Annotated in this window: 16 protein-coding genes and 1 pseudogene; 11 read left to right on the top strand and 6 right to left on the bottom strand. The window is 65.8% G+C overall.

Annotated elements, in window-relative coordinates:
- Positions 1–86 precede the first annotated feature (86 nt).
- From ABD974_RS15580 to ABD974_RS15560, 5 genes are all read left to right on the top strand, one after another.
- Positions 87–1,664: a tetratricopeptide repeat protein gene (locus tag ABD974_RS15580; RefSeq protein ID WP_345304252.1), complete on the top strand. Its 1,578-nt coding sequence runs from the start codon at positions 87–89 to the stop codon at positions 1,662–1,664.
- Positions 1,665–1,845: 181 nt separating this feature from the next.
- The gene (locus ABD974_RS15575) at positions 1,846–3,576 is read left to right on the top strand and encodes a hypothetical protein (RefSeq protein ID WP_345304251.1); all 1,731 of its coding nucleotides are present in this window, start codon (positions 1,846–1,848) and stop codon (positions 3,574–3,576) included.
- A gap of 208 nt (positions 3,577–3,784) precedes the next feature.
- Positions 3,785–5,479 (top strand): flavin monoamine oxidase family protein, encoded by a 1,695-nt coding sequence (locus tag ABD974_RS15570; RefSeq protein ID WP_345304250.1) that lies wholly within the window; start codon positions 3,785–3,787, stop codon positions 5,477–5,479.
- A gap of 183 nt (positions 5,480–5,662) precedes the next feature.
- Entirely contained in the window at positions 5,663–7,195 is a 1,533-nt protein-coding gene (locus ABD974_RS15565; protein ID WP_345304249.1) for an FAD-binding oxidoreductase, read from the top strand.
- Between the two features lie 61 nt (positions 7,196–7,256).
- Positions 7,257–8,039 carry a restriction endonuclease gene (locus ABD974_RS15560; RefSeq protein ID WP_345304248.1) on the top strand — a complete coding sequence of 261 codons (783 nt, stop codon included), beginning with the start codon at positions 7,257–7,259 and terminating at the stop codon, positions 8,037–8,039.
- Between the two features lie 202 nt (positions 8,040–8,241).
- Here the strand turns inward: ABD974_RS15560 and ABD974_RS15555 are convergent, their stop codons facing one another.
- Positions 8,242–9,384 (bottom strand): DUF1615 domain-containing protein, encoded by a 1,143-nt coding sequence (locus tag ABD974_RS15555; RefSeq protein ID WP_345304247.1) that lies wholly within the window; start codon positions 9,382–9,384, stop codon positions 8,242–8,244.
- Positions 9,385–9,570: 186 nt separating this feature from the next.
- Here ABD974_RS15555 and ABD974_RS15550 point away from each other — a divergent pair, with 186 nt between their 5' ends.
- Positions 9,571–9,978, top strand: a complete 408-nt coding sequence (locus ABD974_RS15550) for a hypothetical protein (RefSeq protein ID WP_345304246.1) — start codon at positions 9,571–9,573, stop codon at positions 9,976–9,978.
- A 264-nt stretch (positions 9,979–10,242) separates the two neighbouring features.
- Positions 10,243–12,015 (top strand): hypothetical protein, encoded by a 1,773-nt coding sequence (locus tag ABD974_RS15545; protein ID WP_345304245.1) that lies wholly within the window; start codon positions 10,243–10,245, stop codon positions 12,013–12,015.
- 640 nt (positions 12,016–12,655) lie between these two features.
- Here ABD974_RS15545 and ABD974_RS15540 read toward each other — a convergent pair.
- Both ABD974_RS15540 and ABD974_RS15535 read right to left on the bottom strand, forming a co-directional pair.
- Positions 12,656–13,252 carry a hypothetical protein gene (locus ABD974_RS15540; protein ID WP_345304244.1) on the bottom strand — a complete coding sequence of 199 codons (597 nt, stop codon included), beginning with the start codon at positions 13,250–13,252 and terminating at the stop codon, positions 12,656–12,658.
- 25 nt (positions 13,253–13,277) lie between these two features.
- Positions 13,278–14,306: an L-threonylcarbamoyladenylate synthase gene (locus ABD974_RS15535; protein ID WP_345304243.1), complete on the bottom strand. Its 1,029-nt coding sequence runs from the start codon at positions 14,304–14,306 to the stop codon at positions 13,278–13,280.
- 86 nt (positions 14,307–14,392) lie between these two features.
- Between ABD974_RS15535 and ABD974_RS15530 the strand changes: the two genes are divergently transcribed.
- Positions 14,393–14,941, top strand: a complete 549-nt coding sequence (locus ABD974_RS15530; RefSeq protein WP_345304242.1) for a YaeQ family protein — start codon at positions 14,393–14,395, stop codon at positions 14,939–14,941.
- A gap of 20 nt (positions 14,942–14,961) precedes the next feature.
- Here ABD974_RS15530 and ABD974_RS15525 read toward each other — a convergent pair whose 3' ends face one another.
- Positions 14,962–15,624: a glutathione S-transferase family protein gene (locus tag ABD974_RS15525; RefSeq protein WP_345304241.1), complete on the bottom strand. Its 663-nt coding sequence runs from the start codon at positions 15,622–15,624 to the stop codon at positions 14,962–14,964.
- A gap of 126 nt (positions 15,625–15,750) precedes the next feature.
- On the opposite strand from ABD974_RS15525, the gene ABD974_RS15520 reads away from it, so the two are divergent.
- From ABD974_RS15520 to ABD974_RS15510, 3 genes and pseudogenes are all read left to right on the top strand, one after another.
- Positions 15,751–16,017, top strand: coding sequence for a DksA/TraR family C4-type zinc finger protein (locus ABD974_RS15520; protein ID WP_345304452.1), 267 nt, complete (start codon positions 15,751–15,753; stop codon positions 16,015–16,017).
- Positions 16,018–16,612: 595 nt separating this feature from the next.
- The gene (locus ABD974_RS15515) at positions 16,613–18,109 is read left to right on the top strand and encodes a hypothetical protein (RefSeq protein WP_345304240.1); all 1,497 of its coding nucleotides are present in this window, start codon (positions 16,613–16,615) and stop codon (positions 18,107–18,109) included.
- Positions 18,110–18,264: 155 nt separating this feature from the next.
- A pseudogene (locus ABD974_RS15510) lies at positions 18,265–18,358 on the top strand (integrase core domain-containing protein); the annotation flags it as partial.
- 213 nt (positions 18,359–18,571) lie between these two features.
- Here ABD974_RS15510 and ABD974_RS15505 read toward each other — a convergent pair.
- Positions 18,572–19,678, bottom strand: coding sequence for a hypothetical protein (locus ABD974_RS15505; protein WP_345304239.1), 1,107 nt, complete (start codon positions 19,676–19,678; stop codon positions 18,572–18,574).
- Between the two features lies 1 nt (position 19,679).
- A complete protein-coding gene (locus ABD974_RS15500) occupies positions 19,680–21,101 on the bottom strand; it encodes an NAD(P)/FAD-dependent oxidoreductase (protein ID WP_345304238.1) in 1,422 nt (473 codons plus the stop codon).
- Positions 21,102–21,424 lie beyond the last annotated feature (323 nt).

Genomic DNA, 21,424 nt, shown 5'->3' with positions numbered 1-21,424 from the left:
CGCTGACTGGATGGCAGAGCCGGCGCGTCGCGCCGTTCGCGTATATTCCCGATCGCCCGCTCACCCACGGTGCCACGATGCCCGACATGTCGTTCGTTCCCATCCGCTTCGCGCTGGTCCCGCTGCTGTCGTTCGGCCTGGCGGCCTGTTCGGAGGCGGGCCCACCGGCGCCGCAGGCCGCGCATCGGGCGCCTGCACCGCGCGTGCCGTCGCCGCCGACGCTGGTGATCGACGAATCCATCGACTGGGATGCGCTGCTGCTGCGGATGCAGGAGGCGGACAGGATCGACGACGACGTCGAGCGCTGCCTGAACTATCCGGACGTTCCGGGGATGGTCTGGGATCGCGCGATCGTCGAAGCGCGCTGCGCGCTGCAGCGCAGGCCGAAGTACGATCTCGAGGCCATCGGGCAGCGGATCGCGAGCGCGCAGGGCCGCGCCGCGCTGGAAAAGGATTTCGCCGCACTGCTGCAGGCGCATTACGACACGCCGTCGGAGCGCGACCAGATCGGCAACGCGTTCGAGATCTTCGACGCGAGCCCGGAGGCGCAGGACATCGCCAGACGCTGGCATGAACTGAGCCCGGACAGCGCCTACGGCCGACTCGCCTACGGCAACGCGCTGTTCGCCGCGGCGCAGGCGATGCGCGGGACCCGGAGCGCGTCCGCGACGGCGGACGTGGACATGCGCAACGCGCGCGAAACCGCCGCCCGGGCGGCGAAGCTGCTGGCGGAGGCGCACGCCGCCGAGCCGCGGCTGACCCCGGCCTGCAATGCCCGGGTCGCCGCGCTGCGGCTGTCCGGTGGCGACGAGGATGCGTTCGCGCTCGGCCGTCGCTGCGCGCAGAACGATCCGATGTCCTACAGCGCGGCGGTGGGTTGGAAGACCGCCGCCGAGCCTCGCTGGGGCGGCAGCGAAGCGCAGTTGAGCGAGGTCGAACAACACCTGCTGAAGCATCGTGGGGCCGCGCCGCTGCTGAATTCGGTGCTGGCGTCGCTGGCGGCGGACCCGCTGTTGAACCGCGAGCCGGATCCGGACGACGCCGTGGTCGCGGCGCTGGAACGCGCGGCGCGCATCGCCCCGCACGGACTGGTGCTGAACCAGCTGTCGGCGTCCTGGTTCGCCCGCGGCGACGAGAAGCGTGGATTGGCCTATCTGTCGCAGGCGGTGCGCTTCAATATCGGCAGCACCAGCTATCGCGGGTTCCGCACGCATCAGAACCTCTTCACCCGGCCGGCGTGGGCGAAGCTCGACATCGAATACGTGCTGCGGCGCTTTCCGAATTCCATCTACCACAAACAGCAGCTGGTGCAGGTGGAAGAGAACCTCCGCAACGACACGCCGGCGCTGCTGGCGCGCGATGGGACGGTCCGCTTCGACGACGGCGGCCAGGGGCGGAAGGCCACGCTGATGGCCGAATGCGAGCAGTACGGGTTGTCCGGCCAGCAGTCGTCCGAGGTCATGAACGACTGCTCCGACAGCCTGGTGATGGAATGGCCGGAAGATCCGGAGGTCTGGCGCGTGCGCGCCGACGTGCTGCACGCCCGCGGCGATCCGCGCGCGCTGGATGCGGCGCGGAAATATCTGGAGATCGCGCCCGCCGATGCGCCCGATCATGCCAAACGCGCCGCGCGCTACCGCCAGTGGTTGAAGGCGGACCGTTGAAGCTGCATCGTTGAAGCCCGCAGTGGCCGAGGGCGCGCTGCGCATGACCTGAGCCGCAGGAGGCGTCCTGCCGGCGCCTGACCGCCGGGAACGGCATTCGCCGTTCCCAGCACTGTCGATCGCTCCGTATCGTTCCATCACCGGCCCGCGGACGGCCGCCGTCCCGGGAGAACGTGGTCCCATGTCCAAGAAACGTGCGGTTGTGGCGGCCCTCGTCGGCCTCGTGCTGCTGGTCGCCGGCATCGTTTACGTCAAGGCGCAGGACCGCTTCGGCGACTGCGACACCGTCGAGTACCTGCGGCAGTTCGACGCCCGCCTCGGCACCGGACTCGGGGCGCTGGGGCGCGACGATTTCCAGTGCACGGTGACGCTGGAGGTGCCGGTCGACACGCCCGACGGCGAGAAGCACATCCGCGTGATCCGGCATGTCGTCTCCGACTGGGCCGAAGCCCCGGGCGTGGGCGCGGCGGTGGCCGCGGGCGTGAACGCCAGCGCGGCGGCGCTGCCGCGACTCGACGATTACCGTCTCGGCAACACCACCATCCTGCTGCTCGACGATCTCGGCCCGGCCGGCGAGCACGAGAATTTCGGCGCGATCGCCGCGGAGACCAGCCTCGGCGCCAACGACGAATGCCTGATCGTGTTCTGGCTCATCGGTGCCGCCGATGCGTCCGAGGTGGGCGGGCTGATCGCGCACGAGCTGTTCCATTGCGTGCAGATCGCATCGCTGAGCAATGCGCAGATGACCAGCGCGGCCGCGGGCGGCCATGGCGGCGGCGGGACCTGGTGGATGGAGGGCTCGGCCGACTGGTTCAGCACCCTCGCGCTGCCGGCGGCGCCGTTCATCCCCGGCCGCGTCGCCACCTTCGATCGCGATTCGCCGACGGTGCCGCTGAACAGGATGAGCTACGAGGCCTTCGTGTTCTTCGCGTGGATCGGCACGACCTCCGGGCCGCAGCGCATGATCCCGTTCCTGCGCCGCATGGCCGGCAGCAGCGACGAGTCCGCGCAGCGCGCCGCGATGCGCGATGCGATGCCGGCGGCGGAGTGGCTGCAGTTCGCGAAGGATTATCTCGACCAGCGCATCCGCGACGGGCAGGGCGCTTCGATCGATTCGGCGCCCGCGGGCGGCGACGACTGGACCTGGACCGATACCCGCACCGAACGCGTGACGCTGGCGCCGTTCGTGCTCAAGCGCGGTTACGCCAACCTCGAATGCGGGCGCTGGGCGTTCCGCGCGACGCCCGCCGAACACCATGCCGCGAAGCCGTCCGGCGCCGGCGGCGCATGGGCGCCGTTCCCGGCGACCATCGATGCGCTGGACGGCCGGCCGCGGCAGTTCCGGTTCGCGGCGATGGCCGCGCCCGATGACGTGGTCGCGCTGTCGCTGGCGGCGACCCGCGAAGCCGCCTGCGAGGCATGCGCCGGCAGCCGCGAGATCGATCGCTGCCTCGTCGGCACCTGGCGGATGACGAACAGCGGGATGGCCGAGTTCGCCAACCGGATGATGGGCGGGCATGCGCGGGTGGCTGGGGTGGCGCCCGACACCACGATGGTGCTGCGCGAGGACCGGACGTTCGCCAACACCACCGGAGACGCCACCAGCACCATCGTGGCGCCGAAGGGCCGCGCGGACGGACGCATGCGCGGCACCACCACCGGGCGATGGTCGGCGGCGGGCGGCATGCTCAACGCCTGCCCCGACAGCCATGCCACCGCCGGCACGATCACCGGCAGCGGCGCCGGGACCAGCGCGACCATGCCGATGCCGGCGTCCACGGCGCGGCCGATGCGCAATGCCTACACCTGCGACGGCGACACGCTGCGGATCCGGCTCGACCTCGGCCGCGCCGGCAGCCTCCACAACACCTTCGAACGGGTGTCTCCGCCCGCGGAGGCGTCCCGCCCCTGAGACCTTCGTCGCGGTCTGCCTTGTCCGGCCCCGGCGAGGCCACAGCCGAACCTGAATGTGGCACACTGCGGTGGAGACCGGGACGTGTGGGGGACATGCGTCGTACCGGTCGCAACAGGGGTTCGAAGCCGGTCCACGGATGTCTGTCGCCTGTCGGGCGACCCGGGTGATCCACGGCTGCCACAGATAGGTCTGGGGGACAAACAACATGAGTCGCAGTTCGATGATGACGCGCCTGCAGCGCGTCGCGCGCCTCGCCGCGCAATGCGAAACCACGGGACAGAGCGCGCAGGAAGCGATCGAAGTAGAAGCCGCGCGCCGCGGGGCGATCGCGCAGGACGGCGTCCGCGACGCCGGCCGCCGGCGCTTCACGCAGGGCGCGATGGCGGCGGCGGTGACCGCCGCGGCGGGCGCGGGTTCGATGAGCCCGGTGGCGATGGCCGGCATGGCGCGGCTGCGCCGTGCGATGACCGGGAGCGGTTCCGGGATCGCGGTGGTCGGTGCCGGTCTGGCCGGTCTGAGCTGCGCCTTCGAGCTGGCCCGCAATGGCGTCAACGCCAAGGTGTTCGAAGCCTCGGGCCGCGTCGGTGGCCGCTGCTTCAGCCTGCGCGGGCATTTCCCGGGTCAGGTCGCCGAGCGCGGCGCCGAGTTCATCGGCAATTCGCACCACACCATGCTGGGCTATGCGCGCGCCTTCGGCCTGCAGCTCGAAGACGCCTCGATGCTGCCGGGCGCGAGCTACTACCACTTCGACGGCCGCACGTATTCCGAAGCCCAGGTCGTCGAGGAATACCGCGCGTTCTCCGCGTCGATGCAGCAGGATCTGGCCGCGATCGGTTCGCCGACCGCCGACCGCCACAGCGAGGCCGACGCGCTGTTCGACCTCATGAGCCTCGACGATTACCTGCAGCTCAACGGCGCCGGCGGCCTGCTGCGCAAGGTCATCGGCGCGGCTTATTCCGCCGAGTACGGCGCGGGCATCGACGAGCTCAGCTCGATCAGCTTCCTGCGTTTCCTGCACGGCGACCGTCGCGGCAAATTCGCGCAGGTCGGTGCGGGCAACGCGATTCCGGGCGGCGAAGGCTTCCACGTCGTCGACGGCAACGATCGCATCGCGACCGAACTCGCCGCGCGCCTGCCCACGCCGGTGCAGGTGGGCCACAAGCTGGTGGCGATGCGCAAGCTCGCCGACGGCCGCGTCCGCCTGACCTTCGATCTCGGCGGCCGCACCCTCCAGACCGATCACGATGCGGTCGTTCTGGCGCTGCCGTTCAGCGTGCTGCGCGACGTGAAGCTCGATCCGAGCCTGGAACTGCCGGCGTGGAAGCGCTACGCGATCAAGTACGCGGCGATGGGCGACAACGCCAAGCTGATGGTCGGTTTCAACCAGCCGTACTGGTACATCCAGCACGGCACCAACGGCAACGGCTTCAGCGATCGCTCGCGGCTGCAGTCGACCTGGGAAACCAACGCGTTCAACGGCAACGAGAATCGTGCGGTGCTCACCAGCCATCTCGGCGGCGAAGCGGCGCGCGCGCTCGATGCCCGCAACGTGCAGGCCGACGCCAACGTCTTCCTCGACCAGCTCGAGATCGCGCTGCCGGGCGCGAAGCGCGCGGCCATGCGCAACGCGAAGGGCGAGGTGGTGGCGTTCTCGCAGAACTGGAGCCGCAACCCGCTGAGCAAGGGCGCCTACAGCTGCCAGCGCCCGGGCTACTTCACGACCATCGCGCACAACGAAGCCAAGGCCGTCGGCAACGTGCTGTTCGCCGGCGAGCACACCAGCAGCTTCTACGAATGGCAGGGCTTCATGGAAGGCGCCGCGCTGTCCGGCCTGCGCGCCGCGGCCGAAACCCTCGCGCTGTCGCGCACCGGCCTCGGCAGGCTCCGCGCGATGCTCTGAGTCGAGATGTTCTGAGTCGAGATGCCTGCGTCCGATCGCAACGCCCTCTCCGGCAACGGGGAGGGCGTTGCGTTTTGCGCGCCGCGCATGTCGCGACACTGACAGAAACGACAGGTCGACGCGGCTTGACCCTGTCGCCGCCCGCGCCGTAGCGTGGGCACAACGCACATGGGGAGCGCAACGATGCAGGACGCAACGCGACGCGGCACGGCCGACAACACGCTGCACGAGGGTTCGCTGCAAGAGATCCACCGGTTCGCATTGTCGCGTCGCGCGTTCCTGCGCGCCGGCGCCGGTGCCGCCCTGGGGCTCGGCCTGCCGGCGTGGCTGGGCGGCTGCGCATCGCTGCCGGAACACGCGTCGCCGGCGTGGAAGGAACTCGCGGCGAGTCTGCAGGGCACGCTGCTGATGCCGGGCGCGGCGGCGTTCGCGAAGCGCGCCGCGCCGTGGGCGCTGCAATACGCATCGACGCTGCCGCAGGGCATCGCGCAGTGCGCGGACGAAGCCGACGTGCGCACCTGCCTGCGCTGGGCGCAGGCCAACGACATGCCGCTGGTCGCGCGCAGCGGCGGGCATTCCTACGCGGGCTATTCCACCACCACCGGGCTGATGATCGACGTGTCGGCGATGCACGCCGTCGACATCGATCCGTCGACCGGCATCGCCACCCTCGGCGGCGGCGCGCGCAATCGCAACGTGTATGCCGCCTGCCGGCCGTTCTCGCGCGCGGTCACCCATGGGCGCTGCAAGGAAGTGGGCGTCGCCGGGCTGGTGCTGGGTGGTGGCATCGGCTTCAACATGCGCCTGCACGGACTCACCTGCGACGGCCTGAAGGCCACCCGGATCGTGCTGGCCGACGGCCGCGCGCTGGCGTGCAGCGAACGCGAACACGACGACCTGTTCTGGGCCTGCCGCGGCGCCGGCGGCGGCAATTTCGGCATCCACACCGAGTTCACCTTCGAGACCTTTCCGGTCGGCGAATACACGGTGTTCGAACTGACCTGGCGCGACCGTTTCGCCGAGGTGTTCGAGGCGCTGCAGACGATGGCGCTGTCGGCGCCCGACAGTCTCGGCATGAAACTCAGCGTGAAGGCCGAGGCCGGCAAGCCCGGCCTCGCGCTGACGATCCTCGGTCAGCTCGCGGATTCGAAAGACGCGCTGATGGCGATGCTGGCGCCGGTGTTCGCGGTGCGGCCGCCATCGACATCGAAGATCGACGCGTTGCCGTACTGGGATGCGCAGGAACTTCTGTCCGAGCAGGGCGATCCCGAGTTCTCGCACGAACGCTCGCGGTTCGTGAAGGGCGCGCTGTCGACCGGGGCGATCCACGCCATCCTCGCCAACCTCGGCGCCTGGCCGGGCACGCACGTCGCCGCGACCTGGAAGTTCTTCCTGATGGGCGGTCGCATCGATGCGAAGCGCCCTGCCGACATGGCGTTCGTGCATCGCGGCTGTTCGATGATCTCCAGCATCGAGCTGGAATGGACCGAGGCGGATTCGCCGGAAACGCTGACGAAGAATGAGGCGTGGCTCACCGGCTTCCACGATGCGATGGCGCACTACACCACGCCGTACTGCTACCAGAACTTCATCGATCCGAGTCAGCGCGATTATCTCGACGCCTACTACGGCGAAAACCTGCCGCGGCTGCGCGAGGTCAAGCGCCGCTACGACCCGACCGATGTGTTCCGCTATCCGCAGTCGATTCCGGTGTGATCGGCGGCGTCGGCCCATCATGCGTGCAGGTGCGGGTCACGGAAATTTCGCGGGGGGCGGAATGTCGGGTCTGAAGAATGTCAGGGAGCGGCGCGACGACGCGCTGAGCCGCATCGGTTGGGACGAACTGGAACGCGTGCTCGCGGCCTATTACCGCGACGTGGGCTGGTGGGTGGAGCACATCGGCACCGGCGGCACGGGCGCGAAGACCGACGGCGGCGTCGACCTGCGGCTGCGCCGCAACGACGAGGTCGTGCTGGTGCAGTGCAAACACTGGAACGCGAAGCAGGTGCCGCACAACGCGGTGCATGAACTGCTGGGCGTGATGGTGAACGAGGGTGCGACCGGCGCGATCCTGATCACCAGCGGCGAGTTCACCCGCGCGGCGATCGACGCCGGGAATCGGCAGGGCAAGGTGAAGCTGATCGACGGCGACGCGCTGCGCGCGATGCTCGGCACCCTGCCGGAGACGCCGACGCCCGGAGATCCCTTCGCGGGACCGTCCATGCGCACCGCGACGCCGCGTGCGGCCGCTCGTCCGCATCCGCGCCCGGCGCAGGGCCGGCCATGGCTTTGGCTGATCGCGCTGGTCGCCGCGATCGGTTTCCTGCTGATCGTCCGCGCGATGCTGGCCCGCACCGCCGACACCGCTATCGAACCGCCGGCCGATCCGCCGCGCGCGGTCACGCCGACCATCGTGATCCACGCACCGGTGCCGGTGGCCGCGCCCGACGCGCCGCCACCGCCCCCGCCGCGCGCGCAGACCGAAGCGGAGATCCGCGAGTCGCAGCGCAAGGCGGACGAAGCGATGAAACTGATCGAAGACAGCACGCCGGAGATGTGAAGCCACGGCTGCAGCGTGCCTCGGCGTCAGACGCCCCGAGAGGGTCGGCTGCCCCCTGTGGGAGCGACGGAAGTCGCGACAGGGTCAGCGGAAATTTTTGGAAAAGCGTCGCGACTCCCGTCGCTCCCACAGGGGGCTCGGTGGCATGTCGGGCGCAGCGGCCTGAAGGCCGCTCTACCAGGGCAGCGACATTCCGTTGCCCTCAGCCCTTCTTCGCCTTCGCCATGCAGCGGGTGTAGCGCTGGTTCACGCGCGTCGCGAACCATTCGGTGGTCAGCTTGCGGGTGATCTTGGGGCTGTGCAGGCGGATGCGCGGCAGCGTGGCGCGCGGCAGCGGTTTGCCGCTGCGGCGGTCGGCGATCTCGAACACGCCGGTGTACAGCGCGCTGTCTTCGAAGCGGCGCAGATGGCTGTCTTCCAGCCCGTCGCGGATCTGCGCCGGGGTCATGCCGAGCTTGTCGGCGAGGGTGAGCACCGCGCGCTCGGTCGCGCTGGCGTCGCCGCGCGCCTTGCCCTTGCGATAGCGGACCAGATCGCCGTCGAGATCCAGCGGAATGCCGGTGGCCACCGCGACCGCGTTCTGGAAGGCGGCGTTGCGGCTGGCATAGCGGCCGGCGTTGAAATCCGCGAAGCGGAACAGCGGTTTGTCGTAGGCGGCCGGGTAGCCCAGCAGATGGGCGATGCCGAAATACATGCCGCCGCGACGGGTGAAGACTTCGTGGCGGATCGAACCGTCGACCGCGTACGGATAGCTGCGCTCCTGCGCATGCGCTTCGGCGAAGGCGATGCTGACCTGCATCGGCCCGCCGGTGCGCACCGGATTCGCCCGCGCGAGAAGCCGCGAACCCATCGGCACCTTCGCGATCATTTCCTCGAACAGATCGCTCAGTTCCTTCTCGGTGCGCACGCGCGCGATCCGCGTCTCCCAGCTCTCGCCGTTGGGCGATTCCAGCTTCAGCGCGCCGCGCACGACGAAGGCCGGAATCCTGTAGCGGGCGGCGCGGGCCTCGATTTCGCCGATCGCGATCTTGCCCAGCCCGGGTACCGCCGGATTGGCGGTGTAGGTGGATTCCTGTTCGGTCACCGCCAGCACCGCGCAGAGATTCTGCGGCGAGGGCTCGATCTCCAGCGCCGCGAGCGCGCCCTGGATGTCCGCGGCCCAGCCGGCGCGATCCGGCACCGAGGCCGGGATCAACTGCCGCAGCTGCGCGCGCACCTCCTCGGGCGTGCGCTGCGATGCGGTGTCGGCGCAACCGCCGAGCCCGACGGCCAGGATCGCGATGAAGAGGGCATGGCGCGCGCTGCGCCACGCGGGGGGACGGGAGGCAGGGGAAGGATCGGTCATCGACCCGACTGTAGCCGCCTCGAGGCGAGGCGGGAAAGCGGCGGCGGATCGCAACCGCTGTCACAGCGTGCTGTCCGTGCGGCTGAACGGACCGCCGGTGCCGGGTCCTGCCGCCCGGTGCCGCAGGTATGATCGGCGCCAGCCGCGCGTCCGCCGCGGCGCATCGTTCCGCTCCGGAGTTTCGCCATGCCGCATCGCCGCCATCCCGTCCTCCACCGCCTGTGCGCGACTGTCGTGTTGAGTGTTGGCGCCTTGTTGAGCATCGCCGCGCTGCCCGCGATGGCGGCGCAGTCCAACAAGTGGCGGCTGCAGTTCAGCGGCGCCGCCGAGTCCGCGGGCGAGCTGGTGTTCGAGATCGTGCCGGTCGGCAAGACACCGGTGCGGGTGACGGTGGCGATCGAACGCAACGACGGCGAGAACCGGGTCGCGCGCAAGGTGAAGACCGCGATCGACCGTCAGGCCGGCGACTGGGTGGACGCGGAACTCGACGACGGCGAGGACGTGCTGGTGAAGCGGCACTTCTTCCGCCGCTTTTCCATCGTGCTGGTCTCGAGCACGGTGAAGGACGTACGGATCAACTTCGATCAGGAATGATCCCGGAAAATCCCGGCGCACGTCCGTGTGCGCCGGTCCGGTCGCATCGAGGGAACCGTCTTCATGAAAGCGGAATCCGGCGGCGAAGAGGATCACGGGGCCGTCATGCGGCCGCATCGCGGTGAGGTCGCCGGCAGGCCGGAAGATCTTCGAGTCGCGATCCGCCAAGCCCGGCCATGACAACCGCCGTGGCGAGGCAGAGAATCGGCGGACACGCGATGTGCCCCGCCACCGCGACCATCGCATCTATCCGGAGGCTCCGTCATGGCCATCGACCCGCGCGTTCCGTCGCCCCGCCGCGCATGGCCGCTGATCGTGGCCTGTCTGCTGGCGTCCTGCCTGATCGCGTCCTGCGACCGTCCCGCCGCGGATCGCACAGCAGCGCATGCGCCGTCCGCGGGCGCCACATCGGCCCACGTTGCATCAGCGACCGCGGCCGAAAAGCCGCGCATCACCGGCGGTCCGCAGCGTCCGGGCGCGGTGGGGGCCGTGGCGTATGTCGCGTCCGGGACGTCGCCGCTCGCGGCGGGCTGCGACGGCACGCTCGGCTCGGGCGTGCTCTACGCCGGCGCCGAAGTCGAGCCGCATCTCGCGATCCATCCCGACAATCCGCACATCCTCGTCGGCGCATGGCAGCAGGACCGCTGGTCGAACGGCTCGGCGCGCGCGCTGGTCGCCGCCACCTCGCTGGACGGCGGCCGCAGCTGGATCCGCACGCCGCTGCCGTTCTCGCGCTGCGGCGGCGGCAACGTCCTCAACGGCGGCGATTACGAGCGCGCGTCCGATCCGTGGGTGTCCTATTCGCCCAACGGCGTCGTCCACGCGATGTCGCTGTCGACCACCGGCGGCGCGTACCAGCCGGGCTCCGCGAACGCGATGCTCGCCAGCCGTTCGTTCGATCACGGCCGTACCTGGACGGCGCCCGCGATCCTGATCCGCGACAGCACCGCGGCGTTCAACGACAAGAACGCGATCACCGCCGATCCCTTCGATGCGGCATACGTCTACGCGGTGTGGGATCGCCTGATCGCGGCGACCGATCGCGGCCCGACCTATTTCGCGCGCAGCACCAACGGCGGCGCGAGTTGGGAACCGGCGCGCGCGATCTACGATCCGGGCACCCGCAACCAGACCATCGGCAACATCGTGGCGGTGTTGCCCGGCGGCGTGCTGGTGAACGTGTTCAACCGCATCGACAATCCGCTGGGCGGGCCGCAGCGCGCGCGGGTGACGGTGATCCGCTCGACCGATCGCGGTGCGACCTGGTCGGCGCCGATCGATGTCGCGGAACTGCTGGCGGTCGGTACCCGCGATCCGGTGTCCGGGCTCGCGGTGCGCGACGGTGCGATCGTGCCCACCATCGCCGCGGGTCCGGGCGGTGAGCTGTACGTCGCCTGGCAGGATGCGCGCTTCTCCGCCGGGGTGCGCGACGGCATCGCCCTGTCGCGTTCGAACGACGGCGGCCTGAGCTGGTCGGCACCGGTGCGCGTGAACGGCGCGCCCGGCGTGCCGGCCTTCACGCCGAGCCTGCATGTCGCCGCCGACGGCACCGTCGGCGTGAGCTATTACGATCTGCGCAGCGACACCGCCACCGCGCCGCTGTCCACCGACGCGTGGCTGGCGCGCTCGCGCGACGGCGGCGCGACCTGGAGCGATCTGCGCATCGGCGACACCTTCGACATGACCACGGCGCCGTTCGCGAACGGCCTGTTCGTCGGCGACTACACCGGTCTGGCCGACATCGACGGCCGCTTCGTGCCGTTCCATGCGCGCACGACCGCACAGGGCGAGGACAACCTCACCGACGTGGTGGCGGTGTCGCTGGCGAAGGTGCCGGCCCCGGCTGCCGCGCAGACGCCTGCAGCGAAACGCGCCGAGATCCGCGCACGCCAGGCGAAGCCGGGGTTCGCGCCGGATCACCGGCTGCGCATGCGCGTCGACGCGAACCTGCGTCGTCGCCTCAAATCGCCGCCCGCACCGGGCGAACCTTCGCGCTGGATGCCGCACTACGCGACGCTGGCGCTGCTGCAGCGTTAGCGCGGAGGCACGAAGGCTTGTCGTCCCGGCGAAGGCCGGGACCCCGCTGATCTTCGCGATCGCATCGTTGTGGATGCAGAGATGGCGCATGTCGATGGTCGACATTTGCGCGGGTGCTGATCGGTGGCGCGAGAGAGAAGAACATCGTCATCCTCGCGCAAGCGAGGACCCATACATCAGCGATGATCGAGCCTTGGGTCCTCGCTTGCGCGAGGATGACCCGAAAAGCATGGCGGGGCGGTCGAATGCGCGACCGCCATCGTTCAATTCGCCATCGCCCGGTTTGCCGCGGTCGCCATGCGTTGCGAACTGCGTGGCCCGGCCTCGCCGGGGCGATATGTCCTGGTCATGTCGTCGCCAGGAATCGTCGTCCCGGCGAAGGCCGGGACCCCGCTGATCTTCGCGATGGCATCGTTGTGGATGCAGAGATGGCGCATGTCGATGGTCGGCATTTGCGCGGGTGCTGATCGGCGGTGCGCGAGAGAAGAACATCGTCATCCTCGCGCAAGTGAGGACCCAGGCTCGATCATCGCGGATGCTTGGGTCCTCGCTTGCGCGAGGAGGACGGAAGTGGCGTCATCGCTTCAATGCGGCAGCGTCGGCGGGCCCATTTCGGGCCGCAGCGCACCCGAGCATCGACTCACCAGAACTTCCAGAACGGTTTCTTCTTCACGCCTGCATCCAACGCCTCGGCGACCATGCGCTTCAGTTCGGTCTGCTGGTCCTGCAGTGCGGCGCGGTCGCGTGCGAAATCGGGGTTGTGCCTCTCGTGGCCGAGCCAGGGCACGCGGATGCCGTTGAATTCGTCCATGCCCGGATCGAGCCGGCGCAGATGCTGCGCGACCCACGCGGGATGCTGCGCGATGAGCGCGTCGGAGACCGCGTTCGACAGGATCAGGAAACCGTGGGTGTCGCTGCCGCCGATGCTGTCGGCATCGCCCCAGACGGTGTAGCGGTCCTTCACGATCTCGGCGACCGAGTGGATCATCACGTAGCGGTCGCTGCCGGTGCCGGTCAACGGAATGGCATGGGCCTCGCCGCGCCAGACGACCGTGCGCGCGTCGTCTTCGTCCGCGCAGGTCAACGCGTCTTCGGCCGTCATGTACTCGCTGAAGCCTTCGACGACTTCGCGCTCCTCCGAGCGCCAGTCGATCCAGCAGAAGCGTTCCTGCAGTGCCTCCTCGTCCAGCGCGACGAGTGCGGCGATATCGTTCGTGTTGATGAGGTTTTCAGTCATCGGCGGTCGTGCTCCGTTGCGGTGATCAGGCCCATTCGCCGGGATCGACGCTGGCCGCGCGCGTCAGCCGGTCCAGCACGTCGCGCCAGTCTTCGGACGGCGGCGGCGCTTCGATCCAGATCGCGTCCGCGCCCGCGGCATCGGCGTCGTGCAGCGCGTCGTACATCGATTGCGCGTAGCCGGCCTTGTCCGCGGGCAACCGGATGTCGCGGACCACGCCGCGCAGCGGTCCATCCGGCAGCTCGCTGCGATGGACCACCACGATCCGCGCGTCGTCGCCCTTCGCGCGCAAGCGCGATGGCAGCGCGGCGCCGTCGATGAGATACAGCGGCGTGCGCGGCTGGTAGTGCACCGCGACGTTGCCGGGCACCGCGGCATCGTGTTGTTCGGGGAAGGCGACCGGACGGCCGAGCACCGCTTCCAGCTGGCGACGGGTGATCGGGCCGGCGCGCAGGATCCGCGGCGTGTCGCCATCCGGACCTTCGCCGGTGAGATCGACGATGGTCGACTCCAGACCGACCGCGCACGGGCCACCGTCGAGTACGGCATCGATGCGTCCGTCGAGTCCGGCGAGCACCTGCGCGGCCGTGGTCGGGCTGAGGCGCTTGTGCGGATTCGCCGACGGCGCCGCGAGCCCGCCGCCGAGTGTCGCCAGCAGCCGCAGCAGCACCGGATGATCCGGCACGCGCAGGCCGATGGTGTCGCGGCCGCCGGTGACCGCGGGAGAAACGTGCGCGGCCTTGTGCAGCAACAGCGTGAGCGGGCCCGGCCAGAACGCCGCGGCGAGTGCGCGCGCGCTGTCGGGAATGTCGCGTGCCCATGCGTCGATGCGGCCGGCATCGGCCAGATGCACGATCAGCGGATGATTCGCGGGCCGTTGTTTGGCTTCGAAAATGCGGGCCACCGCGACCGGATCGCCGGCATCCGCGGCCAGCCCGTACACGGTTTCGGTGGGCACGGCGACCAATCGCCCGGCGCGCAGCAGGCGGACGGCGTCGTCGAAATCCCGGGGATCGTCCGCCCGCAGCAGGCGGGTGTCGAGAGGTGCTGACATGCCGGCAGGGTAACAAAGCCCCGACGCAGCGAACAGGAAGCCCCTACAATCCGCGTCCCTCTCGTCCTTTTCGGCCAGGTCCCGGCATGGCGCCCAAATCCACCGTGGTCAAGGTCGAGCTGCAGGTCAGCGACATGGACCGGCACTACTACGCCCAGCACAACCTGACGATGGCGCAGCATCCGTCGGAAACCGACGCGCGGCTGATGGTGCGGCTGCTGGCGTTCGCGCTGTACGCGGACGAGCGTCTGGAGTTCGGTCGCGGCCTCAGCGAAGAAGGCGAGCCGGACCTGTGGCAGCGCGATTACGTCGGCGACATCCTGTGCTGGATCGATCTCGGCCAGCCCGACGAAAGCCGCATCCGCAAGGCCTGCGCCCGCGCGCAGCGGGTGGTGGTGGTCAACTACGGCGGCAACGCCGCCGATGTGTGGTGGAACCGCAACGCCGCGGCGCTGGCGCGGTTCGACAATCTCACCGTGATCGACATCGATCCGCAGGCGATCGAAGGCATCGTCGGCCACGTCCAGCGCGGGATGCGCCTGACCGCGATGATCCAGGACACCGAACTGCAGTTGATGAGCGACAGCCTCAACGTCGCGCTCACGCCGCGCGTGCGCAAGGCCGCTACGGCGTAAGCACGGGGCCGCGTTCCGCTTCAATCGCGATCGGGCGCGCCCAGCGGGAAGTACGCGCGATACGGCCGTCCGCCGTCCACCGCGCGCATCACCGACGGCCTCGCCAGCAGGCGCTCGCGATAGCGGCGGACGTGCTTGAATCGTGCGTCGATCGCGTGGGTCCAGTCGGCGTAGAACAGGAACGGCGCCGCGCCGCAGTCGGCGAGGCTGAAGGTCTCGTTCGCCGCCCAGGTGCGGCCGGCCATGTGGCCATCCAGCCACGCATAGGCCGTTTCCAGCATCGTCCGCGCATCGGCGACGCCCTGCGGATCGCGCAGCGCGTCTTCCGCGCGCAGGCGGTCGAAGACCACCTTCTGCTGCGGCGTCGACACGTAGTTGTCGAAGAAGCGATCCAGCATCCGCACCTCCAGTGCCGCGTCCGCGTCGTCGGGGATCAGGCGCACGGGCCCGGGATGATGCAGATGCAGGTATTCGACGATGCAGGTCGCTTCCATCACCTGGCGCGCGCCATCCACCAGCAGCGGGAAACGACGGATCGGCCAGCGCCGCGCGAATTCCATGTAGTCCGGATGCTCCGGGTGTTCCAGCGCGCGGAACTCGAACGGCGTGTCGTTTTCGTACAGCGCGATCAACGCCTTCTGCGAGTACGACGAGAACGGGTGGGCGTAGAGCTGCAGGGGCATGGCGGGTCCTTCTGGGGCTGTACCGGATGCGACGAACGGGCAGCGCAGGAATCGACAGACATGCTCGACATCGCCCGTGGCGGCGACGCTATCATCGCCTTCCAGCGATTCGACCGGGAGGCGGCGATGGCAACGGGTTGGGCGGGCGACGGCGCCGTGCAGGATCAGATCGACGCGACCATCAAGGATGGCATCCAGCGGGTGCGCAGCCGCCTGCCGCAGGGGCCGGGGCTGGAGCGCTGCGAGGAGTGCGACGCACCGATTCCCGAAGCCCGGCGCAAGGCGGTGCCCGGCGTGCGCCTGTGCGTGAACTGCCAGGACGCGCACGATCGCGAGGAGACCGCCAGCAGCGGTTACAACCGTCGCGGCAGCAAGGACAGCCAGCTGCGTTGAGGGCCGGTCCGGTCACGGTGTGCCGGAACACCCCTGCAGAAGCGACGGCTTTCAACAGCCGTAGGCGGGTCGAGTCGCGACAGGCTGCGGCCGGAATTCCCGATGCGCTGGAACACCCCACTGTGGGAGCGACGGAAGTCGCGACAGGCTGCGGAAGGACTTTCCGCAATCCGTCGCGACTTCCGTCGCTCCCACAGAGGCTTCGGTGACAGCTCCGGCGGCTCCATCGCTGCCATCGGAACATTTTTAACGAGCTTCAAAGACGACGAAATCCTGCCTGCGCATCCGCACCCCTGTTCATCTCGCCGACCCGTCGCTGAACCCGTTCGCCGCTGGTCGGTCGATGGCGTGATCATGGTCACGGGACGTGTCGCGCAGGGCTCCCGGCATGGCCGTTGCCGCAGGGCCCGCGCGTTGGAACCGATGGCGGAGTCGCCGACTCCCCAGGCGGTTCGACGGACGGAGCGCCCTGCACGAGACAGTGCGAGACACCTCGACGCCGCGCACGGGACATGGCGGTCCCGTTCGGGCCTTCGTGCAGGGACGCGCGTTCCGTGGCCGCCTCCACGGAAACACGATCAAAAGGAAGAGATCCATGAATGCATACAGAAGAACGGCATTGACGCTGGCCTGCCTGTCGCTGATCCCGGCCGCACTGGTTCCGGTGGCCGCGATGGCCTCGAACTGGGAGATGACCTCCGGCCTGCCGACTGCCCGCGAAGTCCACCGCGGCACGAAGGAAGTCCGCACCTGCGTGTCGCCGGGCGGATCGATCAGCGTCGGCACCGCGACCCCGGGCGCCAACACCAACATGCTCGCCGAACGTCTGAACGTGTCGTCGGGCCTGATCTTCCGCTTCCAGTACGACACCGCGGGCCGGCCTGAACAGGCGGCGCAGGTGGTCGAATTCCGCGACGGCACCGGCTTCGCGATGGTCGGCAGCCTCGATCCGACCAGCGTCGCCACGCCGACCTCGCAGTTCGTCATCACCAAGATCGGGTGCAACGGCGCGCCGCTGTGGCGTTTCTATTACGGCGACACCACCGACTACAACACCGCTTTCGACATCCTGCAGACCGCCTCGGGCGACACCGCGTTCTCCACCCAGGCCGGTGATCTGGTCGCGCTCGGCAAATACTTCAAGCCCGCGACCGCGGCCACGCCCGCCGTGTATCGCCCGCGGATCGTGCGCACGCGTTCGACCGGCACGCTGATCTGGGCGCGCGATTACCAGAACGCGATCGCCGGCGATTTCGAGCTGCAGGCCATCGCCGAACTGCCGCCGGTCGCGCCCAGCCTCACCGGCGATCTGGTCGCGGTCGGTCGCATCGGCCCCGAGACCGCGCTGATGCAGGTCAACGGCAACACCGGCGCGGTCGTCTGCACCGCCCGCACCCGTGGCATCGGCACGGCGCTGTTCCACGACGTGGTCGGCGTACGCACCACCGGCGGCACGCCCGAAGTGCTGGCCGTGGGCGAAACCGCCGCCAGCGTCGGCGGTGCGCCGCAGGTCTATCTGGCCCGCTTCGTGCCGAACTGCCTGCTGCGCGTGCACACGCACTGGGGCAGCACCGCCGACCGCGAGATCGGCTGGGCCACGGATCTCACGTTGCCGACGACGTATGCCGGCGCGCCCGCGGGCGTGATGATGATCGCGGGCGAAGTGAACGGCACCTACGGCACCACCGCGCTGAGCCAGGACGCCTTCACCCACCTCGCGCATCCGCAGACGCTGTTGCCCTACGTGCTGCCGACTGGCCTGCCGGTGATCGGCAAGCGCTACGGCACCCAGGGCGTGCAGGCCGAGAAGGCGTTCTCGCTGTCCGCGGGCAACAATGGCGCGTACTTCGCCGGCTCCACTTCCACCGATTGGCTCGCGAACGGCGACCCGCTGCATGCGCTGACCTATCGCGGCGATGTCAGCGCGCTGAAGACCGTGTGCTCGGTCGACTGGAACCCGCCGGCGACGAATCTGTCCATCGCCAGCAACACCTTCGGCGTGACCCTCATCGCCAAGAGCTTCAACCAGCTGCCGCTGCCGACGCCGATCACGGTGCCCGCGCAGCAACCGTGCTGCACGGTGGTGCCGTGAGGGGGCATCGGGTGATGTGAGTTTTAGCGCTTCTCCTTCTCCCCGCTTGCGGGGAGAAGGTGGCCGAAGGCCGGATGAGGGGCGCAAGGAGATGTTGAGGTGATCTCGACGACGGGCTAGAAGCGAATCCCGGAAATGAAACTGACCCCATTTCTGAACTGGTGCGTATCAAGGCGGGCAAACCGCCCCAGAAAGCCTGCATCGAACGCTTCAACCGCACCTGTCGTACGGAGGTCCTCGTACGGTACGTCTTTGCCTCGCCCGAAGAAGTGTGCTGTATGGCCGAGATTGGCGGCACCGCTACAGCCACCAACGCTCCCATCGTGCTCTCGGCAGACTGTCGTCCATCCGATCGCCATAGCATCATCGAAAACTTCTAGTTATGCGTGAGGCGAAAAGCAAGGGCGCTTCCAGTCCATTAGATAATTGAGGGTGCGAAAATATACTCGCCACAATGCATTGTCATTTTTCTGATTCCATGGTGTCTTGATGTATGGGTTGCCATTCTTTGTGTTGATTGAGCAATAGTTTCAAGGCCTCCTTTAGGATCAATTTAAAAGCATCTTCTTTTTTTCCGTCTGGGTAATTATGTCCGTAATCGAATCTTTGCGTCCCGCGGACATCGAAAAAATCACCTCTTGAATCTCCTTTCGGATGCTCGAGTCGAATTATTGGTCGACCGAGCGCAACAAGAAAGCCCCATTCCCACTGAACGTTTCTCGAAGTGTCCGAGCTGAATACAATGCCAAAATGGGCCATCCTCATTTTCTCCATTATTTCCTCGACAACGGCTCCTACCGTCCCTAATCTAAGGACTTCAATGCCCGCATCTTCCAGTACGCTTTCTGCCCATCGGACGTGCTGTCTTACATCGAAATCTACGAAATCGTGAACGATGAAGCATCCAAGTTTTGCGCCCGGCTCAATTCGATTTTGAAGAGAAAGTTGCGTTAGTTTTCTAAGTTGTTGATTAGACCATGACTCGGCTGCTTGGGATGCGATCCAACGCGTGACTATCTGTTCGATTGTCTGAGCAAATCCGACGGCGTACATTGAAGCCATTTCCGTTCTCTGGATGTGTTCTGTGGATTCTATATTAACTATGCCTGATACCCTTTTTCCGCCTTTCGGTAAGGTTACGTGAAGAGGAATGCATATTTCAGTTCTTATTGTCTTCTGTGTGGCGTAGTGAAAAATAAGCGAGGATTCAATAAATTCGCTATCTGTAAACTGATTTAAATGTTGCTTTGATGATTTCAATCCGTCGCGATTTGTTATCCATATCTTTAAGTCGTTCTGGTAGGAATATGCTGTCAGCGATGTTGGCTTTCCATCTTTAAGAACAGCCCTTTTTGAGAAATTATTATTTTCATCTTCGGCTACTTTTAGTGGAAAAAGGGACGGCGAAAGGTTTCCTGAGTCTTCCCAGACAACATCAACTATATGTGCAGAAAAAACCTTCTTTATATAATGACAAAGGTCATGAAGAAGCTGGTTCAAATCTTCCGGATTGGCTGGTGCGCGTGCCGCGAATGCTTGGATGTGGCGCAACGCTTCTAGCTGAGGCATTCTAAATCTCCCTGCGTTCAATAAGCTCTTTTAGCTCGGATTCCAAGCGGCCGAAATGAATATCCCAAAGAAAATCAGGTGGCGGCCTGTAGTGTGGCTCAAATCGCGCATAAATAGCCTCGGAAATTGATCGATACGATCCCAGGAAGTCTTGGGTCCAATTTCCAGTTGAGGGTAATCTTAATCCGCGCTCGCAAGCGATTGCGTGAAAATTTTCTACGGCATGATCAATGCATTGATTATAGCTATGGGTTCTGATCAATTTTCGCTCTGGGTCATAAGCGGACAACTCTGCCGAAATTGATGTGTCATGAATTATGCACTTCGCTAATAGGGAAGAGGCCCATGGCGCCATTAATATTCCTTCTCGATAGAATCCGGTATATATCCAAAGGTTTTTGATTGAGGTTCTTCCGATCACCGGGAAGCCATCGATAGAAACGGGCCTATTGCCATGCTTGAAGTGCTCAATTTCACCTTCTATCCATTTTTTTCCAATCTGCGATGAAACGCAATCTATAATAAAACCTATATCTGTTGCGATTGGCGCCCTGCTTGGCATGGCCTGGACAGTATTAGTTGCGCCAAAATATATGGCGTCACTATAAGGGACTGCATGTAAGCCGCATGAAAATGCGCGATTCGGAGTGCGATATACGTATTTGATAGGATTGATTTTAGAGACGGTAATTGCTGCGCCATTCCCACTTATTATGGGTACAATTCTTTTCCCAAGATCAGGGAAAGATCGATCGATAATTCTGGTTGTTTCGGCGCCTGCTGCAACTGTTATTGAGGATGCGGTTATGTTCAGGCCGCCTTGCAATGCGAGTGCAAATGAGTTTTTGCTCGTTTCGGAGATGGAGAGTACGCTTTTTTCGACAATGCATACATTAGGGAAATTCCCTAATTCGTTAAATATTGAGCGAAGTAGTTGTCTGGCCTCAATGGCTGGCTCATTGCGGACTAGGACAATTCGGTCGGCTCTTGCATAGTACTCTGGTGCCAATTCGATTTCATCTTCGGTTAGTTCAAGCGCTTGCTCGCCTTGGGTAGACATGACTTGTTGAATAGCTTTTAAATTATCTGCGTCCAGTTGATTCGAGCAGTTATTTGTAAATAGTACGGTGGATTTTGCGCAGTAATCTAATTTTGCTAGTGTCTTCCGCCAAGATTCCCAGTAATCTGCAGCAATTATTCTGTTTCTGATTCTCTCTTTCCAGTGATCCGTTTCGGAATCTAAAGAAAATTTGGTTGTTTCACAATATCGACTCAACATAGCACCAGCAGCGAGCGAAGCGGTGCGGTTTATTTTTTTTTCATCAAGCAGTGCGATTTTTGCATTTGACGCGATTCGTGCAAGCTCTAGTGTTAGGGTCAATCCTAGGATTCCTGAGCCTATTACCACGAAATCGAATTTCATCGTTCGCTCCTAATTGGCAGGATTAAGTGAAATTTGAAAAATCAACCCGCATGCATTTTCTTAAGGGCAAGGCTCGATTAGAAATCTCTGCAAACAAGTCGAATAATTGTCCTCTGAGCATCCAATGCTGGTCGCCATACCCCAACGAAGCTGATTTGATCGGTGATGGTGTTGAAGCAACAGTGATGCAATGTCAGCAGCCGCTCCTGACAGCTTGACCATATGCCCAACTGGCGCTTCCTTAGAAACGCCGATTTCGGCAATCTCGCCCAAGCCCCAGCCACCGTCAACCTGTCGAAACCACCAGCCGACACACGGTCCAA

Origin of the sequence: Lysobacter hankyongensis (assembly GCF_039543145.1) — a bacterium.
Lineage (GTDB): Bacteria > Pseudomonadota > Gammaproteobacteria > Xanthomonadales > Xanthomonadaceae > Lysobacter_I > Lysobacter_I hankyongensis.
Note: the sequence above shows the minus strand (reverse complement) of the source record. Positions and strands in the feature narration are given on the sequence as shown.

What these genes read in the sequence shown, in the direction of transcription:
- ABD974_RS15525 (WP_345304241.1), bottom strand. Translation starts at nt 15,624, where the DNA reads ATGCCCCTGCAGCTCTACGCCCACCCGTTCTCGTCGTACTCGCAGAAG.
- ABD974_RS15545 (WP_345304245.1), top strand. Translation starts at nt 10,243, where the DNA reads ATGGCCATCGACCCGCGCGTTCCGTCGCCCCGCCGCGCATGGCCGCTG.
- ABD974_RS15520 (WP_345304452.1), top strand. Translation starts at nt 15,751, where the DNA reads ATGGCAACGGGTTGGGCGGGCGACGGCGCCGTGCAGGATCAGATCGAC.
- ABD974_RS15530 (WP_345304242.1), top strand. Translation starts at nt 14,393, where the DNA reads ATGGCGCCCAAATCCACCGTGGTCAAGGTCGAGCTGCAGGTCAGCGAC.
- ABD974_RS15575 (WP_345304251.1), top strand. Translation starts at nt 1,846, where the DNA reads ATGTCCAAGAAACGTGCGGTTGTGGCGGCCCTCGTCGGCCTCGTGCTG.
- ABD974_RS15540 (WP_345304244.1), bottom strand. Translation starts at nt 13,252, where the DNA reads ATGACTGAAAACCTCATCAACACGAACGATATCGCCGCACTCGTCGCG.
- ABD974_RS15535 (WP_345304243.1), bottom strand. Translation starts at nt 14,306, where the DNA reads ATGTCAGCACCTCTCGACACCCGCCTGCTGCGGGCGGACGATCCCCGG.
- ABD974_RS15570 (WP_345304250.1), top strand. Translation starts at nt 3,785, where the DNA reads ATGAGTCGCAGTTCGATGATGACGCGCCTGCAGCGCGTCGCGCGCCTC.
- ABD974_RS15505 (WP_345304239.1), bottom strand. Translation starts at nt 19,678, where the DNA reads ATGCCTCAGCTAGAAGCGTTGCGCCACATCCAAGCATTCGCGGCACGC.
- ABD974_RS15515 (WP_345304240.1), top strand. Translation starts at nt 16,613, where the DNA reads ATGAATGCATACAGAAGAACGGCATTGACGCTGGCCTGCCTGTCGCTG.
- ABD974_RS15560 (WP_345304248.1), top strand. Translation starts at nt 7,257, where the DNA reads ATGTCGGGTCTGAAGAATGTCAGGGAGCGGCGCGACGACGCGCTGAGC.
- ABD974_RS15565 (WP_345304249.1), top strand. Translation starts at nt 5,663, where the DNA reads ATGCAGGACGCAACGCGACGCGGCACGGCCGACAACACGCTGCACGAG.
- ABD974_RS15555 (WP_345304247.1), bottom strand. Translation starts at nt 9,384, where the DNA reads ATGACCGATCCTTCCCCTGCCTCCCGTCCCCCCGCGTGGCGCAGCGCG.
- ABD974_RS15580 (WP_345304252.1), top strand. Translation starts at nt 87, where the DNA reads ATGTCGTTCGTTCCCATCCGCTTCGCGCTGGTCCCGCTGCTGTCGTTC.
- ABD974_RS15550 (WP_345304246.1), top strand. Translation starts at nt 9,571, where the DNA reads ATGCCGCATCGCCGCCATCCCGTCCTCCACCGCCTGTGCGCGACTGTC.
- ABD974_RS15500 (WP_345304238.1), bottom strand. Translation starts at nt 21,101, where the DNA reads ATGAAATTCGATTTCGTGGTAATAGGCTCAGGAATCCTAGGATTGACC.